General features: G+C 43.8%; 14 protein-coding genes. 3 read left to right on the top strand and 11 right to left on the bottom strand.

All coding sequences use genetic code 11. The features are described from left to right. The first annotated feature begins 253 nt into the window (after window positions 1-253). Window positions 254-1,522: an O-acetylhomoserine aminocarboxypropyltransferase/cysteine synthase family protein gene (locus ACED59_RS14255; RefSeq protein WP_017098930.1), complete on the top strand. Its 1,269-nt coding sequence runs from the start codon at window positions 254-256 to the stop codon at window positions 1,520-1,522. A gap of 98 nt (window positions 1,523-1,620) precedes the next feature. On the opposite strand, the gene glmS is transcribed toward ACED59_RS14255, so the two are convergent. Together glmS and ACED59_RS14245 are read right to left on the bottom strand one after the other, a co-directional pair. After that, window positions 1,621-3,453 carry a glutamine--fructose-6-phosphate transaminase (isomerizing) gene (gene glmS / locus ACED59_RS14250; protein WP_017098929.1) on the bottom strand — a complete coding sequence of 611 codons (1,833 nt, stop codon included), beginning with the start codon at window positions 3,451-3,453 and terminating at the stop codon, window positions 1,621-1,623. A 107-nt stretch (window positions 3,454-3,560) separates the two neighbouring features. Further along, window positions 3,561-4,331 (bottom strand): DeoR/GlpR family DNA-binding transcription regulator, encoded by a 771-nt coding sequence (locus ACED59_RS14245; protein ID WP_017098928.1) that lies wholly within the window; start codon window positions 4,329-4,331, stop codon window positions 3,561-3,563. A gap of 429 nt (window positions 4,332-4,760) precedes the next feature. Between ACED59_RS14245 and pykF the strand changes: the two genes are divergently transcribed. Together pykF and ACED59_RS14235 are read left to right on the top strand one after the other, a co-directional pair. Beyond that, window positions 4,761-6,173, top strand: a complete 1,413-nt coding sequence (gene pykF, locus ACED59_RS14240; protein ID WP_012603178.1) for a pyruvate kinase PykF — start codon at window positions 4,761-4,763, stop codon at window positions 6,171-6,173. A gap of 176 nt (window positions 6,174-6,349) precedes the next feature. Then, window positions 6,350-7,021 carry a GntR family transcriptional regulator gene (locus ACED59_RS14235; protein ID WP_017098927.1) on the top strand — a complete coding sequence of 224 codons (672 nt, stop codon included), beginning with the start codon at window positions 6,350-6,352 and terminating at the stop codon, window positions 7,019-7,021. A gap of 751 nt (window positions 7,022-7,772) precedes the next feature. Here ACED59_RS14235 and ilvN read toward each other — a convergent pair. The 9 genes from ilvN to ACED59_RS14190 form a co-directional block, all read right to left on the bottom strand. Next, window positions 7,773-8,267 carry an acetolactate synthase small subunit gene (gene ilvN, locus ACED59_RS14230; protein ID WP_004735875.1) on the bottom strand — a complete coding sequence of 165 codons (495 nt, stop codon included), beginning with the start codon at window positions 8,265-8,267 and terminating at the stop codon, window positions 7,773-7,775. A 1-nt stretch (window position 8,268) separates the two neighbouring features. After that, window positions 8,269-10,026 (bottom strand): acetolactate synthase 3 large subunit, encoded by a 1,758-nt coding sequence (locus ACED59_RS14225; protein WP_017098924.1) that lies wholly within the window; start codon window positions 10,024-10,026, stop codon window positions 8,269-8,271. Window positions 10,027-10,486: 460 nt separating this feature from the next. Then, complete coding sequence (locus tag ACED59_RS14220; protein WP_017098923.1) at window positions 10,487-12,295, bottom strand: long-chain fatty acid--CoA ligase; 1,809 nt, start codon at window positions 12,293-12,295, stop codon at window positions 10,487-10,489. 201 nt (window positions 12,296-12,496) lie between these two features. After that, on the bottom strand, window positions 12,497-13,456 hold the full coding sequence (gene leuO / locus ACED59_RS14215) for a transcriptional regulator LeuO (RefSeq protein ID WP_009847810.1): 960 nt from the start codon (window positions 13,454-13,456) through the stop codon (window positions 12,497-12,499). Window positions 13,457-13,803: 347 nt separating this feature from the next. Next, entirely contained in the window at window positions 13,804-14,859 is a 1,056-nt protein-coding gene (locus ACED59_RS14210) for an MJ1255/VC2487 family glycosyltransferase (RefSeq protein WP_017098922.1), read from the bottom strand. Between the two features lie 94 nt (window positions 14,860-14,953). Beyond that, window positions 14,954-15,478, bottom strand: a complete 525-nt coding sequence (locus tag ACED59_RS14205; RefSeq protein WP_017098921.1) for a phosphatase PAP2 family protein — start codon at window positions 15,476-15,478, stop codon at window positions 14,954-14,956. 292 nt (window positions 15,479-15,770) lie between these two features. After that, window positions 15,771-18,878, bottom strand: a complete 3,108-nt coding sequence (locus ACED59_RS14200) for an efflux RND transporter permease subunit (RefSeq protein ID WP_371705011.1) — start codon at window positions 18,876-18,878, stop codon at window positions 15,771-15,773. Further along, window positions 18,875-20,212 (bottom strand): efflux RND transporter periplasmic adaptor subunit, encoded by a 1,338-nt coding sequence (locus tag ACED59_RS14195; RefSeq protein WP_017098918.1) that lies wholly within the window; start codon window positions 20,210-20,212, stop codon window positions 18,875-18,877. Before ACED59_RS14195 ends, ACED59_RS14200 begins: the two co-directional genes overlap by 4 nt. Continuing rightward, on the bottom strand, window positions 20,212-20,871 hold the full coding sequence (locus ACED59_RS14190; RefSeq protein WP_009847815.1) for a TetR/AcrR family transcriptional regulator: 660 nt from the start codon (window positions 20,869-20,871) through the stop codon (window positions 20,212-20,214). The genes ACED59_RS14195 and ACED59_RS14190 overlap by 1 nt, the downstream gene beginning before the upstream one ends. Between the last annotated feature and the right edge of the window lie 513 nt (window positions 20,872-21,384).

Genomic DNA, 21,384 nt, shown 5'->3' with positions numbered 1-21,384 from the left:
GCTTGGCTCATAATCGTTCGGTCCCCAGTTCAAATCTGGGAGGGGCCACCAAATTAGAAAAGCCAGAACAGTTCACACTGCTCTGGCTTTTTGCTTTTCTGAAGCTGTACAACTCACCGCTGTATTTCCTACAAATAACGAATTGTCCCACACGCAATTCCAATTCCCTCTCTGTGACTAAATATACTTTTCTTTTATAAAAAAATCGGCAATATGAGAGTACATAGATAATTCAATCGTTCAGGGAAGAAACATGAAAGACGAAACGCTCTCGATTCACTTCGGCTACGAAACTGATCCAACAACCAAATCAGTTGCGACCCCTATTTACCAAACCGTTGCTTACGAATTCGATGACGCACAACACGGTGCAGACCTGTTTAATCTTGCGGTACCCGGTAATATCTACACTCGCATAATGAACCCAACCAACGATGTGTTGGAAAAACGCATGGCGGCCTTAGAAGGTGGTATTGCAGGCTTAGTGGTGAGTGCGGGCAGCGCGGCGATCAACTACGCCATTCAAACGTTGGCACAAATCGGTGATAACATCGTTTCAACGCCTCAGCTTTACGGCGGTACTTACACTCTATTTGCTCACATGCTGCCAAACCAAGGGATAGAAGTTCGCTTTGCCAAAGACGACAAACCAGAAAGCCTAGCGGCACTGATCGATGACAAAACCAAAGCGGTTTACTGCGAAAGTATCGGTAACCCAGCTGGTAATATCATCGACTTAGAACGTGTGGCTGAGCTTGCTCACGCACAAGGTGTACCTGTGATTGTCGATAACACGGTGGCGACACCTGTGTTGTGTAAACCTATCGATTTTGGTGCTGATATTGTGGTGCACTCACTCACCAAATACGTTGGTGGTCACGGAACAACATTGGGTGGCGTGATTGTCGACTCAGGCAAATTCCCATGGGCAGAGCACAAAGATCGCTTCCCAGTATTTAATCAACCAGAACCTTCTTACCACGGTGTGGTGTATACCGAAGCCTTTGGCGAAGCCGCGTTTATTGGCCGCGCTCGAACGGTTCCACTACGTAATACAGGTGCAGCATTGTCACCCATAAATGCCTTCATGCTAATGCAAGGTCTAGAAACGTTGTCGTTACGCATGGAGCGACACACAGAGAACGCACTAAAAGTAGCAGAGTACCTTCAGCAAAATGAGAAAGTGAGTTGGGTGAGCTACGCTGGTTTACCAACGTCTGAGTTCTATCCGCTGGCTGAGAAATACATGCAAGGTAAGCCGTCTGCCATTTTATCTTTTGGCTTGAAAGATGGTTATGAAGCCGGTGTTCGTTTCTATGATGCGCTGCAAATCTTCAAGCGCTTGGTGAACATTGGTGATGCAAAATCTCTCGCTTGTCACCCTGCTTCTACAACACACCGTCAATTAAGCGAAGCGGAACAAAAGCAAGCAGGTGTGTCACCAGAGATGATTCGTCTCTCAGTAGGTATCGAGCACATTGACGATATCTTGGCTGACCTAGAGCAAGCACTTAATGCTTAACGCTGAACGCCGTTAAAGCTAGATCCAACACTGATCGTTAACTAACAGACACAAAGAAGCCCATCACTGGATGGGCTTCTTAATATCTAATGCTATGGTTACTCAACCGTAACCGCTTTCGCAAGGTTACGAGGTTGGTCAACGTCAGTACCTTTGATTAGCGCTACGTGGTAAGACAACAACTGCATCGGTACTGTGTAGTAGATAGGTGCTGTTACTTCACTTACGTGAGGCATCTTGATGATCTTCATGTTCTCATCGCTTTCAAAGCCTGCATCTTCATCTGCGAATACGTAAAGTAGACCGCCACGAGCACGTACTTCTTCAACGTTTGATTTCAGTTTCTCTAGCAAGTCGTTGCTTGGTGCAATAACGACGACTGGCATATCTGCATCGATAAGAGCCAAAGGACCGTGCTTAAGCTCGCCAGCCGCGTATGCTTCTGCGTGGATGTAAGAGATCTCTTTCAGTTTAAGAGACGCTTCCATCGCGATTGGGTAGAACTCACCACGCCCCAAGAACAGTGTGTGATGCTTATCAGCAAAATCAGGTGCTAGCGCTTCGATCTCTTTATCAAACGCCAATGCTTTCTCGATATCAGCAGGCAGTTGATGCAGTGCTTGAACGATCTCAGCTTCTTTCTCTTCATTGATGCGACCTTGTAGACGACCAATTGACGTTACCATCATCAGCATAGCCGCTAGCTGTGTCGTGAAGGCTTTAGTTGAAGCAACGCCGATCTCAGTTCCTGCGCGAGTCATGAAGGCAAAATCAGATTCACGAACTAGCGAAGAACCCGCAACGTTACAGATAGTCATTGCCGACATGTAACCTTTTTCTTTTGCAAGACGAAGTGCAGCAAGCGTATCCGCCGTTTCACCAGACTGAGACAGAGTCACCAATAGGCTGTTCGGGCGAACAACGAAATCACGGTAACGGAATTCAGAGGCAATCTCTACGTCACAGCTTACGCCTGCTAGAGACTCAAACCAGTAACGAGCTGCCATGCCTGAGTTGTAAGACGTACCACATGCGATGATCTGCACGTGTTCTACCTTGCTTAGGATCTCTTCCGCTTTAACACCGATTGCATTAGTGATTACAGAAGTGTCAGAGATACGACCTTCCATTGTGTTGATCAGCGCTGTTGGCTGCTCAAAGATCTCTTTCTGCATGAAGTGACGGTATTGACCTTTATCACCTGCATCGTGTTCTGCGTTTGATTCAACGATTTCACGCTCTACACGCTCGCCCGCTACATCAAATACTGTTACATCACGACGAGTCACCTCAGCAACATCACCCTCTTCTAAGTACATGAAGCGACGAGTTACGCTTAATAGCGCTAGTTGGTCAGAAGCAAGGAAGTTCTCGCCCACACCAAAACCGATAACGATTGGGCTACCAGAACGAGCAACAACGATACGGCTAGGATCTTTACGATCAACCGCCACTGTGCCGTATGCACCGTCTAATTGTTTTGCTGTTTTTTGCAGAGCTTCAACCAAAGAAGCTGACGTGCGAAGTTCCCACTCAACAAGATGAGCGATAACTTCAGTATCCGTTTGTGAAGTAAACACATAACCACGCTCTTGAAGAAGAGCACGCAGTGCTTCGTGGTTTTCGATAATACCATTGTGTACAACAGCAATATCACCAGACATGTGTGGGTGTGCGTTTGCTTCAGAAGGCTCACCGTGTGTCGCCCAACGTGTATGAGCTATACCAGTACCGCCAATAACATGTTGTTGATCGACTGCGTCTGCTAGCTCTTGTACTTTACCAAGGCGGCGTACACGAGTTAGGTTAGATTCGCTATCAACTACAGCGACACCCGCTGAATCGTAGCCTCGGTATTCTAGGCGGCGAAGGCCTTCTACTAAAATTTCGGCTACATCACGCTGTGCTACTGCACCAACAATTCCACACATAGTTTCACTCCATCAATTTCGTTTTATTCCTATTGGCAGCAAGCAAAGGCCAGATCTTTATTAAGATTAATTATAGGAAGGTAAATGCATAATATTTAAATTTGTTTTTACGCTGGATCAGTCAAGATCACACGAACATCATGTGATTCGATACTTGCTTGAGATTCTTTGCTCAAATCTGTATCGGTAATCAAAATGTCGATGTGGTTCCAAGCCAACTCTAAATTGGGGATCTTTCGTCCCACTTTTTCAGACTCAACCATCACGATCACTTCTCGTGACACTTCAGCCATTACTTTACTTAGACCAACCAATTCATTGAACGTGGTTGTGCCTCTATCAAGGTCGATACCATCAGCCCCGATAAATAGTTGATCAAAATCGTAAGCACGAAGTACTGACTCTGCGACTTTGCCTTGAAAAGAATCCGAATGGGTATCCCAAGTGCCGCCGGTCATTAGCAGTGTTGGTTCACTTTCCAACTCATTAAGTGCATTAGCAACGTGCAACGAGTTGGTCATCACAACTAAACCACGCTTGCTATTGAGCTGCTGAATTAGCGCTCCTGTCGTGCTACCGCTATCGATCACAATGCGATTATGGTCGCGAATTAAATCTGCAGCGGCTTTCGCTAATGAAATCTTTCGAGTCGAAACTTGTGGACACAGCTCTTCGTTGACAACCTCTTTAGGTAACGAAATCGCACCACCATAACGGCGTAAAAGCTGACCGTTTTTCTCTAAAGACGCCAAGTCCTTTCTAATCGTGACCTCTGAGGTTTCGAACTTAGCGGATAATTCATCAACACTAACCTCCCCTTTTTCATTCACTAGGTTAGAAATTGCATGTCTTCTGAGCTGGGTATTTCGTTTCGACATTTAAAAAAGGCCATTAGGTTTCGATGTGAAACATATTATAGTTACAACGAAACTATTTAGTCCATTTATTTTGATCCAAAAAATTAATAAATAGCGATAAAACCTTGTCCTAAGACAATTGTTAAGCAGTGATATTGAACTCATTAGGTGGTAGAATCCGCACCCGAAAAGAAAAAAAATTACAAAACTGACTGTTATTTTTTTGCAACTTACCGCTTATATAGTGGGGTAAGTCACAGAAAACCGATATTGAATCAAAATCTTTTGGTCATAAAATGACTAAAATTGATGAAAGACTTACAACTCTGAAGGACATATTGGAAGTCCCGCGCTTTTACACAACAGGCACAAAATGTTGATGTAGCGGACCAATCTTCAGAACTTAAATAAATTCCAAATTGTAACAATACTTACCGGAGAGTACCTTCCATGAAAAAGACCAAAATCGTATGTACGATTGGCCCTAAAACTGAATCTGTAGAGAAGCTAACTGAACTAGTAGATGCTGGCATGAACGTTATGCGTCTTAACTTCTCTCACGGTGATTTCGCAGAGCACGGCACTCGTATCGCGAACTTCCGTAAAGTAATGGAAAACAATGGTGAGCAACTTGCGATCCTTCTAGATACTAAAGGTCCAGAAATCCGTACTATCAAACTTGAAGATGGTAACGACGTAGATCTAGTAGCTGGTCAAGAGTTCACTTTCACAACTGACGCAACAGTTGTTGGTAACAAAGACGTAGTAGCAGTAACTTACCTAGGTTTCGCTAAGGACTTAACAGCAGGTAACACTATCCTTGTTGATGATGGCCTAATCGAAATGGAAGTTATCGCAACAACAGAAACTGAAGTTAAGTGTAAAGTTCTTAACAACGGTGCTCTAGGCGAAAACAAAGGTGTTAACCTTCCTGGCGTTTCTGTTCAACTTCCAGCTCTTTCTGAGAAAGACAAAGCTGACCTTAAGTTTGGTTGTGAGCAAGGCGTTGATTTCGTAGCTGCTTCTTTCATTCGTAAAGAAGAAGATGTTAAAGAAATCCGTGAGCTTCTAAACGCTAATGGCGGCGAGAACATCCACATCATTTCTAAGATTGAAAACCAAGAAGGTGTAGATAACTTCGATTCAATCCTTGAAGCTTCTGACGGCATCATGGTTGCTCGTGGTGACCTAGGTGTTGAAATCCCAGCTGAAGAAGTAATCTTCGCTCAGAAGATGATGATCGAGAAGTGTAACCGCGCACGTAAGATGGTTATCACTGCAACTCAAATGCTTGACTCTATGATCAGCAACCCACGTCCAACTCGTGCAGAAGCGGGTGACGTTGCGAACGCAATCATGGATGGTACTGATGCAGTAATGCTTTCTGGTGAAACTGCTAAAGGTAAGTACCCAGTTGAAGCTGTTACTATCATGGCTCAAATCGCGAACCGTACTGATTCAGCTCTTAAAGCTGAGCTAGGTTCTCGTCTAGACAGCCCACGTCTACGCATCACTGAAGCAGTATGTAAAGGCGCTGTAGACACAGCAGAGAAGCTAGCTGCTCCTCTAATCGTTGTTGCAACTGAAGGCGGTAAGTCTGCACGTTCAGTACGTAAGTACTTCCCAACTGCAAACATCCTTGCTTTAACAACTAACGAAAAGACAGCTGCACAGCTAGTTCTTACTAAAGGTGTTAAGCCAGTTCTTGTTGACTCTATCGAGAACACAGACGCGTTCTACATCAACGGTAAAGAAATCGCTCTACAATCTGGCCTAGGTAACAAAGGCGACATCGTAGTTATGGTTTCTGGTGCTCTAGTCGCTTCTGGTACTACAAACACAGCATCTGTTCACGTTCTATAAGAATGAACCGATTCGCATAAAATATAAAAGAGGGCTTCGGCCCTCTTTTTTTATGAAACAAAATCTTGCCTAACTTTTCAGTACGCTGTATTATCAATCACATTAGAACTACGTACTGTTAAACTCCAATAAACTCTTCCTAAGAAACGGATTAGCAGACTAGAAATCAAATATACATGAGGTTTGTAATGTCTAGTCCTACGCTTACTGACAAAGTATCAAAGATGATTCGCCAAGATATTCTCAATGGTGAATTAACCCCAGGTAAAAAACTCGTTGTAGCTGATCTCAAAGCACGATACAACGTCGGCGCATCTCCAATTCGCGAAGCCTTAGTGCAACTATCTTGGAGTAAATACGTAAAGCTAGAGCCACAAAAAGGCTGCTGGGTATCACCGGTATCAAAGAAAGAACTCAATGACCTATATGAAAGCCTTCGTGTTGTCTCTTCTGTTCTGCTTAAAAAGGCAATTTCAGCAGGCGATGAAAGCTGGGAACTGGAAGTATTAACCTCCTACCACAAGCTATCACGCATACAATATGTCTCAAAAGAGTTTGATTGTGTTGAGTGGGAAGAACGTCACCAGCAGTTTCATGCAGCGTTACTTGAAGGCGCAGACTCAGAGAACATGTTTAAGTTCTTTGATGATCTTATCAATCAAGTAAAACGCTACCGCTTCCTAGCGATGTCAGCGAAAAGCGCATCTGATGATCTGTTCAATATTGATGAGCATGAAATGATCATGAAGCTGGTACTTGCTAAAAATGTCGATCAAGCGACAGAACTATTGGATCAACACCTGTTAAGTTCAATGAAGCGAATTGAAGAAGTTATCGAAGCCGCATAATGTCAAGATAGATTCTAACCACATAAAAACGGAGCCTAATAGCTCCGTTTTTTATTTCCAGTATTACGACTGAACTACCACCCAAAAAACTCTTTGTGATGAGTATTGAGTAGCACAACCATAGGTAAAAAATACAATGCACTCAGTTGAAAGCCAAGAACGGCTAATATACCTATGGTTAACCTCACTAAAAAATCGACAAACATACCACGCCTCTTTCAATCAGACTGTATGATCCCTAAACCCTTGCTTCAGCGAACCTAATTCAACTAATGCCCTTCAAGACTTTGATAGGGTTAGCTAACCAGTTGAATTAAGTTAACGGTGCCATCCTTTTACATCTAGCAAACACTCTATTAATTGCATCTTTTATCATGAGATGACATGAAGCAAGACTGTTTGATTATTGTTCAGTTTAGCTCAAATCACCGCGAGTATTAGACTTTAGTCTAATCATATAAACTTTGTGATTTAAGTCTCTCAAAAATGAGATTCCCAATAAATATGGATGCATGGTACTGAAGGGGATCAAGCACAGTAAATAACAGGGCACTCTATAAAAAGCGCAATAGCGCCCTAATGGAGAGCTACAAAGAAATGAATGGCAATAAGAAAGTATGGACAAACGATGCTTACTTCCAGAAAGCAAAACGGCCCAAATTAAGGGCCGTTCGTATCAGTAAAATCGCTATTTTTTTCAAACGATTAAATGCTCAGTTTTAGCTTAAAAGTAGCTTTAAATCTTTCTTCGTTAGGCTTTCAACGCTCGTTCACCACGTGCGATGCCAACAACCCCACTTCGAGCCACTTCAAGTACTTCCGTTACTTCAGACAATGCCTGAATGAAAGCATCCAGCTTCTCGCTAGTGCCGGCCATTTGAACCGTATATTGCGAAGCCGTCACATCAACGATTTGACCACGGAATATATCCGCTGTGCGTTTCACTTCAGCGCGAGCAAAGCCGCTAGCGCGTACTTTTACCATCAGAAGTTCACGCTCGATATGCTCAAGCTCAGACACTTCTTGTACCTTAAGTACGTCGATTAACTTGTGTAGCTGTTTTTGGATCTGCTCAAGCTGCATTTCGCTCGAGTTAGTGGTGACATTCAGACGAGAAAGCGTTGGATCATCCGTAGGGGATACATTCAAAGACTCGATGTTGTAGCCACGCTGAGAAAACAAGCCAACCACACGAGATAGTGCACCTGGTTGGTTTTCCATTAATAGTGAAAGGATGTGTCTCATATTATGTTCTCTCCGTTTTGCTTAGCCACATGTTATCCATACCCTCGCCTTTGATCTGCATTGGGTATACGTGCTCGGTGTCATCCACACTAATATCGACAAATACCAAACGGTCTTTCATCGCTAGTGCTTTTTCCAAACCTGATTCCAGTTCATCCGGAGATGAAATACGCATGCCAACGTGGCCATAAGCCTCAGCGATAGCAGCAAAATCAGGAACAGAGTCCATATATGAATTAGAGTAACGACCTTGATAAACAATGTCTTGCCACTGTTTTACCATGCCTAAGAAACGGTTGTTAAGATTAATAATCTTAACGGGAATATTGTATTGCAGCGCAGTCGACAGCTCTTGGATATTCATTTGAATACTGCCGTCACCAGTAACAATCACAACTTCTTCATCAGGTTTCGCAAACTTAACGCCCATACCAGCAGGTAAGCCAAAGCCCATCGTGCCTAGACCACCAGAGTTAACCCAACGGCGCGGCTTGTCAAACGGGTAATACAAAGCAGCAAACATTTGGTGTTGACCTACATCAGAAGCAACATAGGCATCGCCATTGGTTACTTTATGCAGCGTTTCAATAACTTGTTGTGGCTTAATTCGACCCGACGTTTTGTCATACGCTAAGCAGTCACGTTCTTGCCACTGTTTAATTTCACTCCACCAGCTTTCCATCGCTTCTGCATCGTTAGTTCCACCTTGCTCAATAAGCAGGTTAACCATGCTTTCTAGTACTTTTTCCGCTGAACCTACAATCGGTAGATCCACTTTAACGTTCTTAGAGATAGAAGATGGATCGATATCAATGTGCATGATCTTCGCATCAGGACAGTATTTATCTAGGTTATTGGTTGTTCGATCATCGAAACGTACGCCAATACCAAAGATCAAGTCCGCATTGTGCATCGCCATATTGGCTTCATACAAACCATGCATGCCCAACATACCCAAAGAGTTCTTATGAGTACCAGGGAAAGCGCCAAGCCCCATTAGGGTACTTACCACGGGTAAATTCAGTGCCTCTGCTAATTTTAACAGCGGCTTATCTGCCTCAGAAATAACCGCACCACCACCGACATAAAGTACCGGTTTCTTCGCTTCAAGAAGGGCTTTTAGCGCCTTTTTGATCTGACCTTTATGACCCGTAACCGTTGGGTTATATGAACGCATTTTGATCGTTTCTGGGTATTCATAAGGAAGCTTAATTTGTGGGTTTAAAATGTCTTTTGGCAGATCAATAACCACAGGACCTGGACGTCCTGTCGTTGAAATATAGAATGCTTTTTTAACGACTTCAGGGATATCTTCCGCTTTCTTAACGAGGAAGCTGTGTTTAACGATCGGGCGTGATACACCAACGATGTCACACTCTTGGAAAGCGTCGTTACCAATAAGGTTATTTGGTACGTTACCAGAAATAACAATCATTGGGATTGAGTCCATGTAGGCCGTTGCAATACCAGTAACGGTATTGGTCGCACCTGGACCAGAACACACAAGTACTACACCCGGCTTACCGGTAGAACGAGTATAGCCATCTGCCATGTGGGTAGCGGCTTGTTCGTGTCGTACTAATACGTGTTTAATTTCAGCAGTTTTAGCATGCAGTGCATCGTAGATATCAAGTACAGAACCACCTGGATAACCAAAGATTTGTTCTACACCCTCTTCAATTAGAGACTGCACCACCATCTCAGCGCCGGATAACATTTCAGCGCCGGATGACATGGCTGTTTCAGGTTTTGTTGTCATATTGCTCTCCTCACCAGTTTCCAATCACATTTGGTGAACATGTTGGGCTGGTTTTTCATAGTCTAGGGCTTATTCGTAGCCTAATTCGAAATACTTCCACTTTTTCGGCTATGGCTGTCTGTAGTGATAACAACAAACAGTAATACGAAACAACTTTAACGCTTTATTATCATCTGGTCTAACGCCTGTTATTCGGCAACTGTGCCAAAAAACCAACTATTAGCTCAAAGCATCAAATAAAACCCAATACAGGCTTTTATACTAGGCTTAAACACTGCCTACTTGATAAAAAAAAGCACTTAATATTTCAACAGCTCGCTATTTATCGATAAACAACGAGCTTGTTGGTGTGCGCTTTCGCACATTGTGCTGTGTCATTAGATACAAAAAATCCCCCTAAAAATGCAATCACATTCGTAGGGGGATTTTTAAACAACTGAAAATTTATCTAAACAGAAAACTACTTATCTTTAGGCTTTTCGTTGTACATTTCTTCGATTTCGTCTTGATACTTATCGTTAATAACCTTACGACGCAGTTTCTGGGTCGGTGTTAGCTCACCATCATCCATAGAAAATGCTTTTGGCAGCAACTTAAACTTCTTCACTTGCTCAAACTTCGCTAGCTCTTGTTGTAAGTCATTCACACGCTTCTCTAGCATCTCTACTATTTGGTGATTTTTAACAAGTTCCACACGGTCATGATATTTGATATTAAGCTCTTTGGCATACTCTTCTAGCGAATCATAACAAGGAACAATCAGTGCAGAAACGAATTTGCGCGTATCAGCGATAACAGCAATCTGCTCGATAAAGTGATCTTTACCAATTGCGCCTTCAACCACTTGCGGTGCAATGTACTTACCGCCAGAAGTCTTCATTAATTCTTTGATGCGATCAGTAATGAATAGATTACCATTTTCATCAAAATGACCCGCATCACCCGTTTTCAGGAAACCATGCTCGTCAAATGTCTTAGCTGTCTCTTCTGGCATCTTGTAGTAGCCACGCATCACCATTGGGCCACGAACAAGGATCTCATCCTTAGCGCCAATTTTCACTTCAGCGCCCGGCATCGACATACCGATCGAATCAGGGTTAAAACAACGGTCATCCCAGCACGATACTGTTGCCGTGGTTTCTGTCATGCCGTAGCCAAGTTTTACATTGATACCAATCGCGTGGAAGAAGCGACCAATGGTTTCATCAAGCTTCGCGCCACCACATGGCATGAAGTTGATGTTACCACCTAACAGAGCTCGCAGTTTAGATAACACAAGCTTGTCAGCAAGCGCATGGCTCTTCTTCAGCATGAATGATGGTGTACGACCTTCTTGATGACAAACAGAAAGCTTCGCGCCCATGTTCACCGCCCAAGTAAAGAGTACTTTACGAATAAACGGTGCTTTAGATACTTTCTCGTGAATCGCTGAGAAAATCTTCTCGTAGAAGCGAGGAACAGCAGACATAACCGTTGGTTTAACACCACTCAATGCATCACGAACTTGCATGGTGTCTTGCAAATAGCAGTTGGTTGCGCCTTTATAAAGGACATAGAAAGTCCAAGCGCGCTCAAATACATGTGATAGAGGTAAGAAACACAATGAGACGTCGTCTTTGCTTAAGCTGAGACGCTCATCATGGCCTTTTAGTTGATAGCCAACATTAGTGTAATCAAGCATTACACCTTTAGGCTGGCCCGTTGTACCAGAGGTATAGATAAGCGTCAGTAAGTCATCCATGCTGGCATCCGCAAGACGAACATCAAGCTCAGCTCGCTGCTCTTCAACACCACGAGCCATGAACTCTTTCCAAGAGACGGCAAAGCGATGTCCTTGCAGATCGATATCATCAGACATCGCCACAACAACTTCTAGCTGTTCACACTCTTCAAAAAGGCTAACCGCCGCATCAAATTGAGCTTGCTCACCAACGAATAAGATCTTCACATCCGCATTTTGGATAATGTAAGAAGACTGTGCCGCTGTGTTGGTTGGGTAGATTGGTACCGTTACAAGACGCGCTTGTAAGGATGCGAAGTCAGCCACAGTCCACTGAGGCATATTGTTCGAGAAGATACCGATCTTATCCTGAACTCTCAATCCTTGAGCCAATAGCGCTAATGAAAGCGTATCGATTTGTTGTCCAAATTGTTCCCAGCTAATACCTTGCCATACATTGCCTACTTTGTGCTTCAAAGCTGTACGGTTGCCACCTTGGGCAATTTGGTCACGAAGTCTTTTTACGATATGAAAATCTAAATTGGCCATCTCTTTACCTTTGGCTTACACCTGTAAGCTTTTTTGAGCGCACAAGTGTACCTCTGATCATGGAAAAGGCAACTGATGAAGCTCAAAGTTATAAGTAATAGTACGTCTCACGCTAAGTTTTCTATCAACAAAAATAGCAGGTACAAAAAAACCCTAAGCTAGACTCCTAGCTTAGGGCTTATAAATCATAGAAATTAGTGTCTAGTTAAGCGCCACTACTTCGCCACAGATCATCATTAACTGATCTCGTAACCAGATGTGTCCTTTGTCCTTTTCACTTGATTCGTGCCAGCTAAGGAAGCCAGAAATCGCCGCATTATCGAATGGGAAATCTAAAATCTGAAGCTGCTCTTTGTTTGCTGCATGTTCTACCATCCAACGAGGAGCGATTGTTACTAATTCAGATTGACCAACAACGTAAAGAACGTTGCTCAAGCTCGTACCTTCGTAGAAAGGCGTGCAATCGAGGTCACGGTAAGCTTGCTCAGAGAAGCTACGTTGACCATGGATGCGAGACAGTTTAGCGTGCTTTTCGTTAAGCAACTCTGCCGCAGAAACTTCACCGTTGATGCGTGGGTGAGAAGCAGAAGCGACCACAACCAATTCATCTTGGAAGATTTCAGTGCTTGAGAAACCTTGCTCATCAAAACGCGAGTAATCAATAACGAAGTCAATTTCTTGGTAACGCATGCGCTCAGAAAGTTGACGGTCAAATTCCGCATCCATGTGCAGATTAACGCTAGGTGCTTGGTCGTTGATTGTCGACATAATCTTAGGTGCAAAACGCATGTCGCAAGGGCTACAAATTGCAAGTTTGAACAGACGAGAAGACGACTCTGGAGAGAATACAGAACTTGGTAATTCGTTGCGTACTAACTGCAGCGCTTGGCGGATTGGGCCAAACAACTGACGAGCACGTTGAGTCGGTTGAATACCACGACCTTGACGCATGAATAGCTCGTCGTTGAACATTACTTTTAGACGAGCAACAGCATTACTTACCGCTGGCTGAGACATGCCCAGATTATGAGCTGCACGTGTAATATTTTGCTCTTGCATAACTGCATCAAATACAGTCAAAAGATTTAAGTCGACTCCACGAAGTGTGCTTTCCATTCTGTAGCTTGCAATTGCACTCATTGCGTCTTTTTTCTCTAACATTCAAGTTGCCTCTTGTCGGTTCGACAGGGTTAAATTGGTAATGGTGTGGGAATAGATAACCACTAATTCTTATATTTATCAGACCGATGTTTTTCGGATTGCCATTACTATTAACCAATAAATCTCGAGCTACCAACAAGATTGATAAAGAATAATTTAATTTTACCTTAATGATTAAACAACACCTAAAAATCAGTTGCTTATGGAGTTATAAAAAAACATAAAATGCGTCACTTATGAGTTTCATTTCGACTTATTTAGCTGTTCTATCGTTTTGGTTACATTTGTTACAAATTATTGAACTCGTGAATCGTTCAGCTAGGCAATTCAGAAATAACACTTATAGGTTACGTGAGTGATGCATAACTAGGAAAATCCACCTTATCCCAAAGTTGCTTTCTCAAGTCATCTTGGTTGGACCATTTGCCCGCCAAAACCCACTCAACAAGTGCACTTGCCACGTCAGGGTAAGTGACCCTTTCTGCCTGCTTTTCACCGAGCCAACTACGCAAGATAGCCGCGTCTAAAAAACTCATGGTTTGAGCCAACCCGAGCGCTTCAAGCGTCGCCACATTACTTTGTTGTTCGAACTGTCCCTCAAGAGGCTTGAGAAGCAACTTCTTACCTAAAGTTAAGGCTTCTGATGGCAATTCAAAACCGCCATTGGCCACCACACCAGAGCACTGATTGAGATCGAATTGGAAGCCGGCATGACTGAGTGGTTTGAACTCAATATTTTCGACTCGGTTATACTCAATAACATTCGGGTGATAGCAGACAAAGTGATGAGAAACAAACTTCATCAACAACTCAGAGATCGCATCAAGATCCTCAAATGGTAAATAAACCAAGGTGAAGTCTTGTGTTGCTTTAGCTCGCTCATCACACGCAGGCGTGTGAACGATAGGTGGCAATATTGGCTGTTCAAAGTGATACCAGTGCAAACCAATAGAGTGCTCAGTTGGGGCGAAATGTTGAATCACGGAATGTTCAATCCAGTTGCCCCCTTCCTTAGGCACATCGTAACGGAACGCATTTTGGTGGCTTATTCCAATACACGGCACACCTTGTCTCTTAGCCGCCCATGCCGTCACAGGTTCAAAATCATTAAGCACTAAGTCATAAGGCGCAAGATCGATCTGGTTAACCTCGCGGAGAAATCGCCAGATGTTGTTCTTGATGAATGTCTTGCCGTATTTAACCTTCCCTTGCTCGCTGTAAAAAGTTAAACCGCTGCGGGTCTGATAGTTGCCAAACGCTTCCATCGAAAAGAATTTACTCTCGTCTCGCCCAGAGAACAGAAAGTCGACATCAATATTTTGCTGACGAAAAGCGACGGCCATTGCTCTCGCTCTAGCGATGTGCCCATTTCCAGTGCCCTGTACGCCATATAAAATTTTCATTCAGGTTCCTTGAAGATTAATAATTCGAGCTCTGCTGTCTTTGCCTGTGTCTTTTTAATATGAACAACAGAACAAACAGCCATACGACTAAGCGCTATAAAATGAAGTAAATGGCTAGGCTTGTGCACGCTATACCTAGCGCTGCGCCAATCAGTACGTCCGTTAAAAAGTGCACACCGAGTAGGATTCGAGAGCCTGCAATCGCTGTCGCCCAAATCAAGCTAAAGAGATAGAGACTTGGATAAAAATGTCCGATTAGAGTCGCCATAACAAATGCAGCAGCGGAATGCCCAGAAGGCAGGCTGTATTTATCTGATGGCACAATGTGAGAGTGAAGCAATGAAGAGAATTCAGCGGGTCTGCGGCGCTTTAGGGTGTTTTTGGCTAACCAATAAATCGGTAGCTCTATCGCAAAAGCGGCTAGACCAACCATTAAAAATTCACGACCTGTGTAGCCATCAGCTAACAGCGCAATCAGAGCGATCAACACATATAGATGACCATCCCCGGTATGAGACACCGCTTTACTCAATGTTGCATGTTGCCCGCTATAACGGTTCTTCAAACAGAAAACAGAAAATGCCACATCCCAGCGGACAACAGGTTCGATAGTACGCATACGATCTCCTTAACAATCCTTATTCAGTTAAGGCTCAAGGTATGCCCCTGAAATGACAGTTAAGTGACGTTTTGAATGAACTAAAATGAATTTTGAAGCGAATTAACCGCTTTCACTAAGTAAGATGATGGGAGCCAAGAAGCTGCCGATAAAAATAAAGCGACCCAAGGCCGCTTTATTCTTCTATGTTTTTGCTTCTTTATATAAGCAAACAAACGCTACTTCTATCGTGCTAATGGTTATAGCGTTCGCTAATGATAATAGTGCTCACTAATGATAATAGCGCTAAAGATTATAGCGCTAATGGCTCATGCTTCTTCACCAACCCGAAGTCAGCCAATATCGCGTAAGCGGCAGGGATCATGAACAGCACCAATAAGGTCGAGGCAAAAATACCAAATACGATCGAGATAACCAGCGGTTGAATAACCTGTGCCTGTAAGCTGGTTTCCGTCAACAGCGGTAGCAAACCAGCTGCGGTCGTCATTGATGTCAAAAATACCGCCCGGAAACGCTCGCGACTGGCCTTCACCACCGAGTCATGCACGCTATCTCCTTCATCGACATGGTGACGAATGTACTGCACCAACAAGATGGAATCATTAACTACAATACCGGCAAGCGACACAAAGCCCATCATGCTTGGCATACTTAACGCGTGCCCTAACAGCCAGTGACCAACAACTACACCAATGAAGGCCAGTGGAATCGCTAACATTACGACGACCGGTTCCAAGTAGCTTCGGAACTGATAACTCAAAATCGCAAACACACCGAATAAGCCTAACAAGAAACCTTTACCCATCGAAGCTCCGGTCTTAGCCGCATCTTTGGCTTCCCCTTCGAAATCAAAGCGTAAGCCCGGGTATTTCTGAATAAGCTTGGCTGCTTCATCTTTTTGGAACTGAGCCAAAATCGCTGATGAGCTCGCTTTCTTGTTATCAATATCACCAAAGATACTGATGGTTCTCAGCCCATCGATACGTTGGATTCGTACATAGTTACGTTGGAAATCTAGCGTTGCCAATGTCGCTAGCGGAATCTGGCTACCATCTGCAGTAATGATTGGGAAATTAGCCAGCTGCTGTAAATCACCTGCCTGTTCTTTATCAAGGCGTACCTCAATCGAAATGTTCTCAACCCCAATTTGGATTTCATCCGCAGTCTGACCAAAGAAGGCCGCACGCAATTGGGAAGCAATCATCTGCCCATTCACATTGTAGGTTTCCGCACCTGGGCGAAGTTTAACTAAGATCTCTTCCTTACCCATGCGCATGTCATCAAGAACACCATGCACACCATCAAACTGATTAAGGTACTCCTGAATATCCAAAGAAGCCGATTTCAATGCAGCAAGATCATCATGTTTGGCGCGGATTTCGATAGCACGACCACCCGGCCCCATCGTCGGTTGTTTGAAAACCAGCGAGATAGGGTCCGCCAAATCGCCGATGTCTTCCCGCCATGCATCAATGAAATCATCGATCACCGTGTTGCGACTTTCTGCACCACGCAAGTCTAAGCGCACAGTGGCTAAATGTGGGCCTGATTCATTGGCATCCGCGTTTGCATTGAATTGGCTGGTGATATGCTCAACCAATCTATTACCGTCCTCGACGTCTTCACTCCACTGCTCATTCAAACGTTCAGCAGATGCGACTATTTTATGGACCACTTTCTCGGTTTGAGACAGTGATGCGCCCGGTGGAAGAATGATGCGAGCCTCGGCAATATCACCATCCAACTCAGGAAATGGTTGGAATTTGACAACACCACCAGCAATCAAGGAGATAGATAGAAGTAATAAGGTTATCACTCCACCCATAAAGGCGTAGCGGAACGTCACGACCTTCTCAACCATGTTCATCAAGATGGTATTACGAAAGTTCTCGAACTTCTCTAACAACACAACTTTAAAGCGCAGCGCTGGCTTATCATTTTTTTCTTTGTGTAATGAATGAGATAAGTGATTTGGTAGAATAAGAAACGCCTCGATTAAGCTCAGCGACAACACCAAGATAAGCACCTGAGGCACCGCTTTAAGCACCGCGCCCATTTCCCCATCAAGGAACAGTAAGCTACCGAAAATACACACCGTGGTTAGGAAAGAAGACAGTACTCCGGGAAGCACTTTCTTTACGCCGTTGTACACCGCATCATCAACGCTTTGTCCCCTATCTAAATGGGAGGCTATCGATTCGGCTATCACGATGGCGTCGTCCATCATGATACCAATCGCCATTAATAAACCGACCAATGACATGATGTTAATCGACAAGCCCAAGTTAGCCATTAAGAACAAGCCACCAAGGAAGGCTACCGGCAGACCAGCAGCTACCCAGAATGAATAACGCAAACTGAAGAACAACCACATGGTGGCAAATACCAGAACAATACCTTGCCAGCCATTGCGCACCATCATGGTTAGGCGATCCCAAAGTACAGACGAGAGATCATTGGTCATTTGCAGTGTCACACCATCGGGCGCAATCGCGCTTTGATCTTCAACGAATCGTGTTACGTTCTCTTTGATTCGCAGCGCATCATCTTCTTTGTTTTTACTGATTTTCAACAGAGCCGATGGCTTGCCATCAAACAACACCTTCTGTTCATCAAGCTCAAAGCGGTCGGTTATTTTGGCTATGTCTCTCAAACGAATCACTGATCCATTAGGCGCAGAGCCAACCACGATGCTTTCCAGCTCAACCGGTGTAATTCGTCTTTCATCAAAACGAATCAAAAAATTCTTGTCTGGTGTTTCAACGTTACCACTCGGCAGCTTTACATTCTGACGACCAATTTGGTCGGCGATATCACCGACACTCAAACCCAACTGGCGAATGGCTTGGGTATCCAGTTCGACACGATATTGGTGATCGGAAAAACCACTAACTTCGACTAAAGAAACGTCGTAATCGAGCTTCATGGTTCGTTTGAGATCTTCGGCGTAAGCTTTGAGTTCAGGCCATGAGGTTTCGGCTGTAATCGCGATATCAACTACCGGTTCATTCCAATCCAACTCTTGAACAACCGGAGATTCAATCTCACTAGGGAAATCATTGATCGAGTTGATCTGAGTTTGAACGTCCACCAGCATTCGGCCAATGTCCGCTTTCTCATTTAACTTGAGAATTAAACGAGCGCTGCCTTCGATGGCTTCACACTGAGTCTCTTCAATGTTGGCTAAGCCGTCTACTGCATCTTCCATTCGCACACATAAGCTCTCTTCCACTTCTTGTGGTGATGCGCCGGGATAAACGATCGCCGCCATAATGTAAGGTGGATCATAGGCAGGAAAGGTTTCACGTTTGATGGTTGATAGTGAGCTTATACCCAAAATCAACAACCCAAGCATCAACAAGTTTGCTGCTGTTGGGTGCCGAGAGAAAAACTTGATCATGACGCACTCTCCTGAGTATCTGATTCAAGCTCAGCCTCTTCAGAGTTCGACTCTTTCAGTAACATGCCTTCGATTGCTGGCAGGACATCATTGAGAACTAGTTTATCTCCCGTTTGTAGCTCACCACTCACAACCACTTGATTGTCTCTGCGATAAAGCACTTCAACATTCACCACTTGTAAGCGCTGACTGTCATCCATCAGATAAACCTTATCACCGTGCAAAGCGCGCTCTGGGACAACCCAACTAAGGTTGGCCAAGCCTTCAATCTCTGCTTTGACGAACATGCCATTGACCAAAGGCGTTGCACTGCTTGGCTGCAGAGCTGAATAGTCTTGAGCGATCTCAAGAATAATTCCGGCTGTCGCTTGGTTTTCATCAACCGTCTCACTGATTCTTGCCACCTTCGCAGGCCAACTCAGTTTCAGGTTGCCGCTGTTAAGTTGAATCGTCGCTTTGATTGGCACTTCATAAGGATTAGGGATCCCTGCTGCATCGCGAGGGAATTGATTAAAGCTCGAGGCTAAAGTTTGCATATCGTGAATAGAAAGTTGCGCCTCCACTTCCATGACATTAATTCCGTGAGCAACAAACATCTCTTGCTGAAGGTTAACCACTTGGCTTTGTTCGATATCAACCTGAGCAATTCTCATCGCTCTTGGCAAAATGATGGTGGTCTTATCGAGAGAGCGCTGCGCCTCTTTCACTTTAGATACATTGACCTTTATCACCGCTTCCGCAACACGTTTTTCATCTGGCATCAATGCAATTTGGTTATCAATATCCAATACAAGCTTCTGTTGAGACAACGCACTTTGCTGCTGGAGATCAACATCGGATTGAGAAGTTAGCCCTTTCTTGCGCAGATCTTGTTTACGTTGCAGCTCTTTATTGCTGATCACTAAGCGATTCTTTTCGATCTTAAGAGTCTGATTCAGGTTGTCTTCTTCTTGATTCAATTTCGCTAATGAAGTCTGGCTTGATTTAAGATCCGCTTCAGCTTGTACCAACTTCAACTCATAATCCAAAGGATCGATCTTAAGTACCTCAGTTCCCGCTGGAATGATCTGCCCTTTTTCTAGGTCTGGATGTCGATAAACAATCTGCCCTGTCACCTCGGCGATGGCTTTCCATTCAACTTTAGGGACTACTTTGCCAAAGCCCACCGCCAACGGCGCGATCATTTGTTGTTCTAAACTAACTGTTTCGACTAGACGAGCCCTATCTCCCGCGGGCTTAGTCGGCAGATCCGGCTTTAAGCTAATCGCAGTCACAAGGCCGATGACACCAACCGCAAGTGCTGGGAAGAAGAGTAGTTTTTTATTTATTTTCATTATCTTTTGTCCTGCACTGCAGAAGGGCTCGGTGCGTTGATAAAGCCTTCGGTCATCAATTGAATGTTGTGTTCGATTAAACGGTTAAGAAATTCTTCATTAATCTCAATACCATGGATTGCTAATAGAGGGGGCGGAGCAATGAAGGGGAACACCATCAAGCTTATATACGAAACTCGACACAATTTTGGATCCATGTTCTGTTTTAAGATGCCTTGTTCAACCAGCTTTTCAAAAATGACATCTTGGGCTGGCTTGGCGACATCGAGAAAAACCTTTTCGAGCAACTCTCTTTGCACTTCAGAGGGAGGCATATTCATCACTTGAGCAATCAAGCGAGGAAACTTGGGCACCTTGACCATCTCTTTATAGTAAGTCCGCATTAAATCAAGAAAGTTCTCATGGCTGCTTTCTTCAACCAATCTCTGCATTTGCAATTGCATCGGTCGTAGCGTTTCACGCAGCATCGCCTCAAATAATCCAGCCTTACTGCCAAAGTAATAACGGATCATCGCAATGTTCACACCCGCACGATCAGCAATCAGGCGTGTCGAGACCTTGTCGTATGACTGAACGACAAACAGATCACGAGCATGCTCAATCAATAGTTGTCGAACATCTAAGTTCTGTTGAGGTCGCCCCGCTTTTCGTGCTGTCATGGCATCAACCTATCTCTATAATTAATCATTCGATTAATTATAGAGATAAACAGGCATAACAGTAGAAGATTAATTACTCACTATTTAATCAATTGATTAATTACTTTAGTCACGCTTGTGATTTTTTTGGTGAATCGTTCCATTAAAAATATTTACTACAAAGTTTTAACCTACACATCAGCCAAACGATAAACTAACCCGCCAATACAAAACCACCATTTAGTTGATATCGCTAACACTTAAACAAAAAACAGCACAAACAAAACCAAAACACTGCCAATGCACGCTGATATTGGATTTTCTTGTTTGACGCTCAGAATAAATTACGGTAAATATGGTGTTAACAGTTTATTTACGGATATTTGTGTAATGATTTTTTCTTCTTCTCTACTGCTGAAACTTCTCCTTATCGTGAACCAATCGCGCGGGTAAGTTGTGGGTCAAGAACTACACAAATATTAAAACCCGCACTGAGCGGGTTTTTTTGTAACTGGCACTTTTAAAAGAACATCA

The organism is Vibrio sp. FF266, assembly GCF_041439695.1.
Lineage (GTDB): Bacteria > Pseudomonadota > Gammaproteobacteria > Enterobacterales > Vibrionaceae > Vibrio > Vibrio tasmaniensis_A.
This window is presented reverse-complemented; position numbering and strand designations above follow the sequence as displayed.

What these genes read in the sequence shown, in the direction of transcription:
- ACED59_RS14205 (WP_017098921.1), bottom strand. Translation starts at nt 15,478, where the DNA reads ATGCGTACTATCGAACCTGTTGTCCGCTGGGATGTGGCATTTTCTGTT.
- ACED59_RS14190 (WP_009847815.1), bottom strand. Translation starts at nt 20,871, where the DNA reads ATGACAGCACGAAAAGCGGGGCGACCTCAACAGAACTTAGATGTTCGA.
- glmS (WP_017098929.1), bottom strand. Translation starts at nt 3,453, where the DNA reads ATGTGTGGAATTGTTGGTGCAGTAGCACAGCGTGATGTAGCCGAAATT.
- ACED59_RS14235 (WP_017098927.1), top strand. Translation starts at nt 6,350, where the DNA reads ATGAGGTTTGTAATGTCTAGTCCTACGCTTACTGACAAAGTATCAAAG.
- ACED59_RS14200 (WP_371705011.1), bottom strand. Translation starts at nt 18,878, where the DNA reads ATGATCAAGTTTTTCTCTCGGCACCCAACAGCAGCAAACTTGTTGATG.
- ACED59_RS14225 (WP_017098924.1), bottom strand. Translation starts at nt 10,026, where the DNA reads ATGACAACAAAACCTGAAACAGCCATGTCATCCGGCGCTGAAATGTTA.
- ilvN (WP_004735875.1), bottom strand. Translation starts at nt 8,267, where the DNA reads ATGAGACACATCCTTTCACTATTAATGGAAAACCAACCAGGTGCACTA.
- ACED59_RS14210 (WP_017098922.1), bottom strand. Translation starts at nt 14,859, where the DNA reads ATGAAAATTTTATATGGCGTACAGGGCACTGGAAATGGGCACATCGCT.
- ACED59_RS14195 (WP_017098918.1), bottom strand. Translation starts at nt 20,212, where the DNA reads ATGAAAATAAATAAAAAACTACTCTTCTTCCCAGCACTTGCGGTTGGT.
- ACED59_RS14220 (WP_017098923.1), bottom strand. Translation starts at nt 12,295, where the DNA reads ATGGCCAATTTAGATTTTCATATCGTAAAAAGACTTCGTGACCAAATT.
- ACED59_RS14255 (WP_017098930.1), top strand. Translation starts at nt 254, where the DNA reads ATGAAAGACGAAACGCTCTCGATTCACTTCGGCTACGAAACTGATCCA.
- ACED59_RS14245 (WP_017098928.1), bottom strand. Translation starts at nt 4,331, where the DNA reads ATGTCGAAACGAAATACCCAGCTCAGAAGACATGCAATTTCTAACCTA.
- leuO (WP_009847810.1), bottom strand. Translation starts at nt 13,456, where the DNA reads ATGTTAGAGAAAAAAGACGCAATGAGTGCAATTGCAAGCTACAGAATG.
- pykF (WP_012603178.1), top strand. Translation starts at nt 4,761, where the DNA reads ATGAAAAAGACCAAAATCGTATGTACGATTGGCCCTAAAACTGAATCT.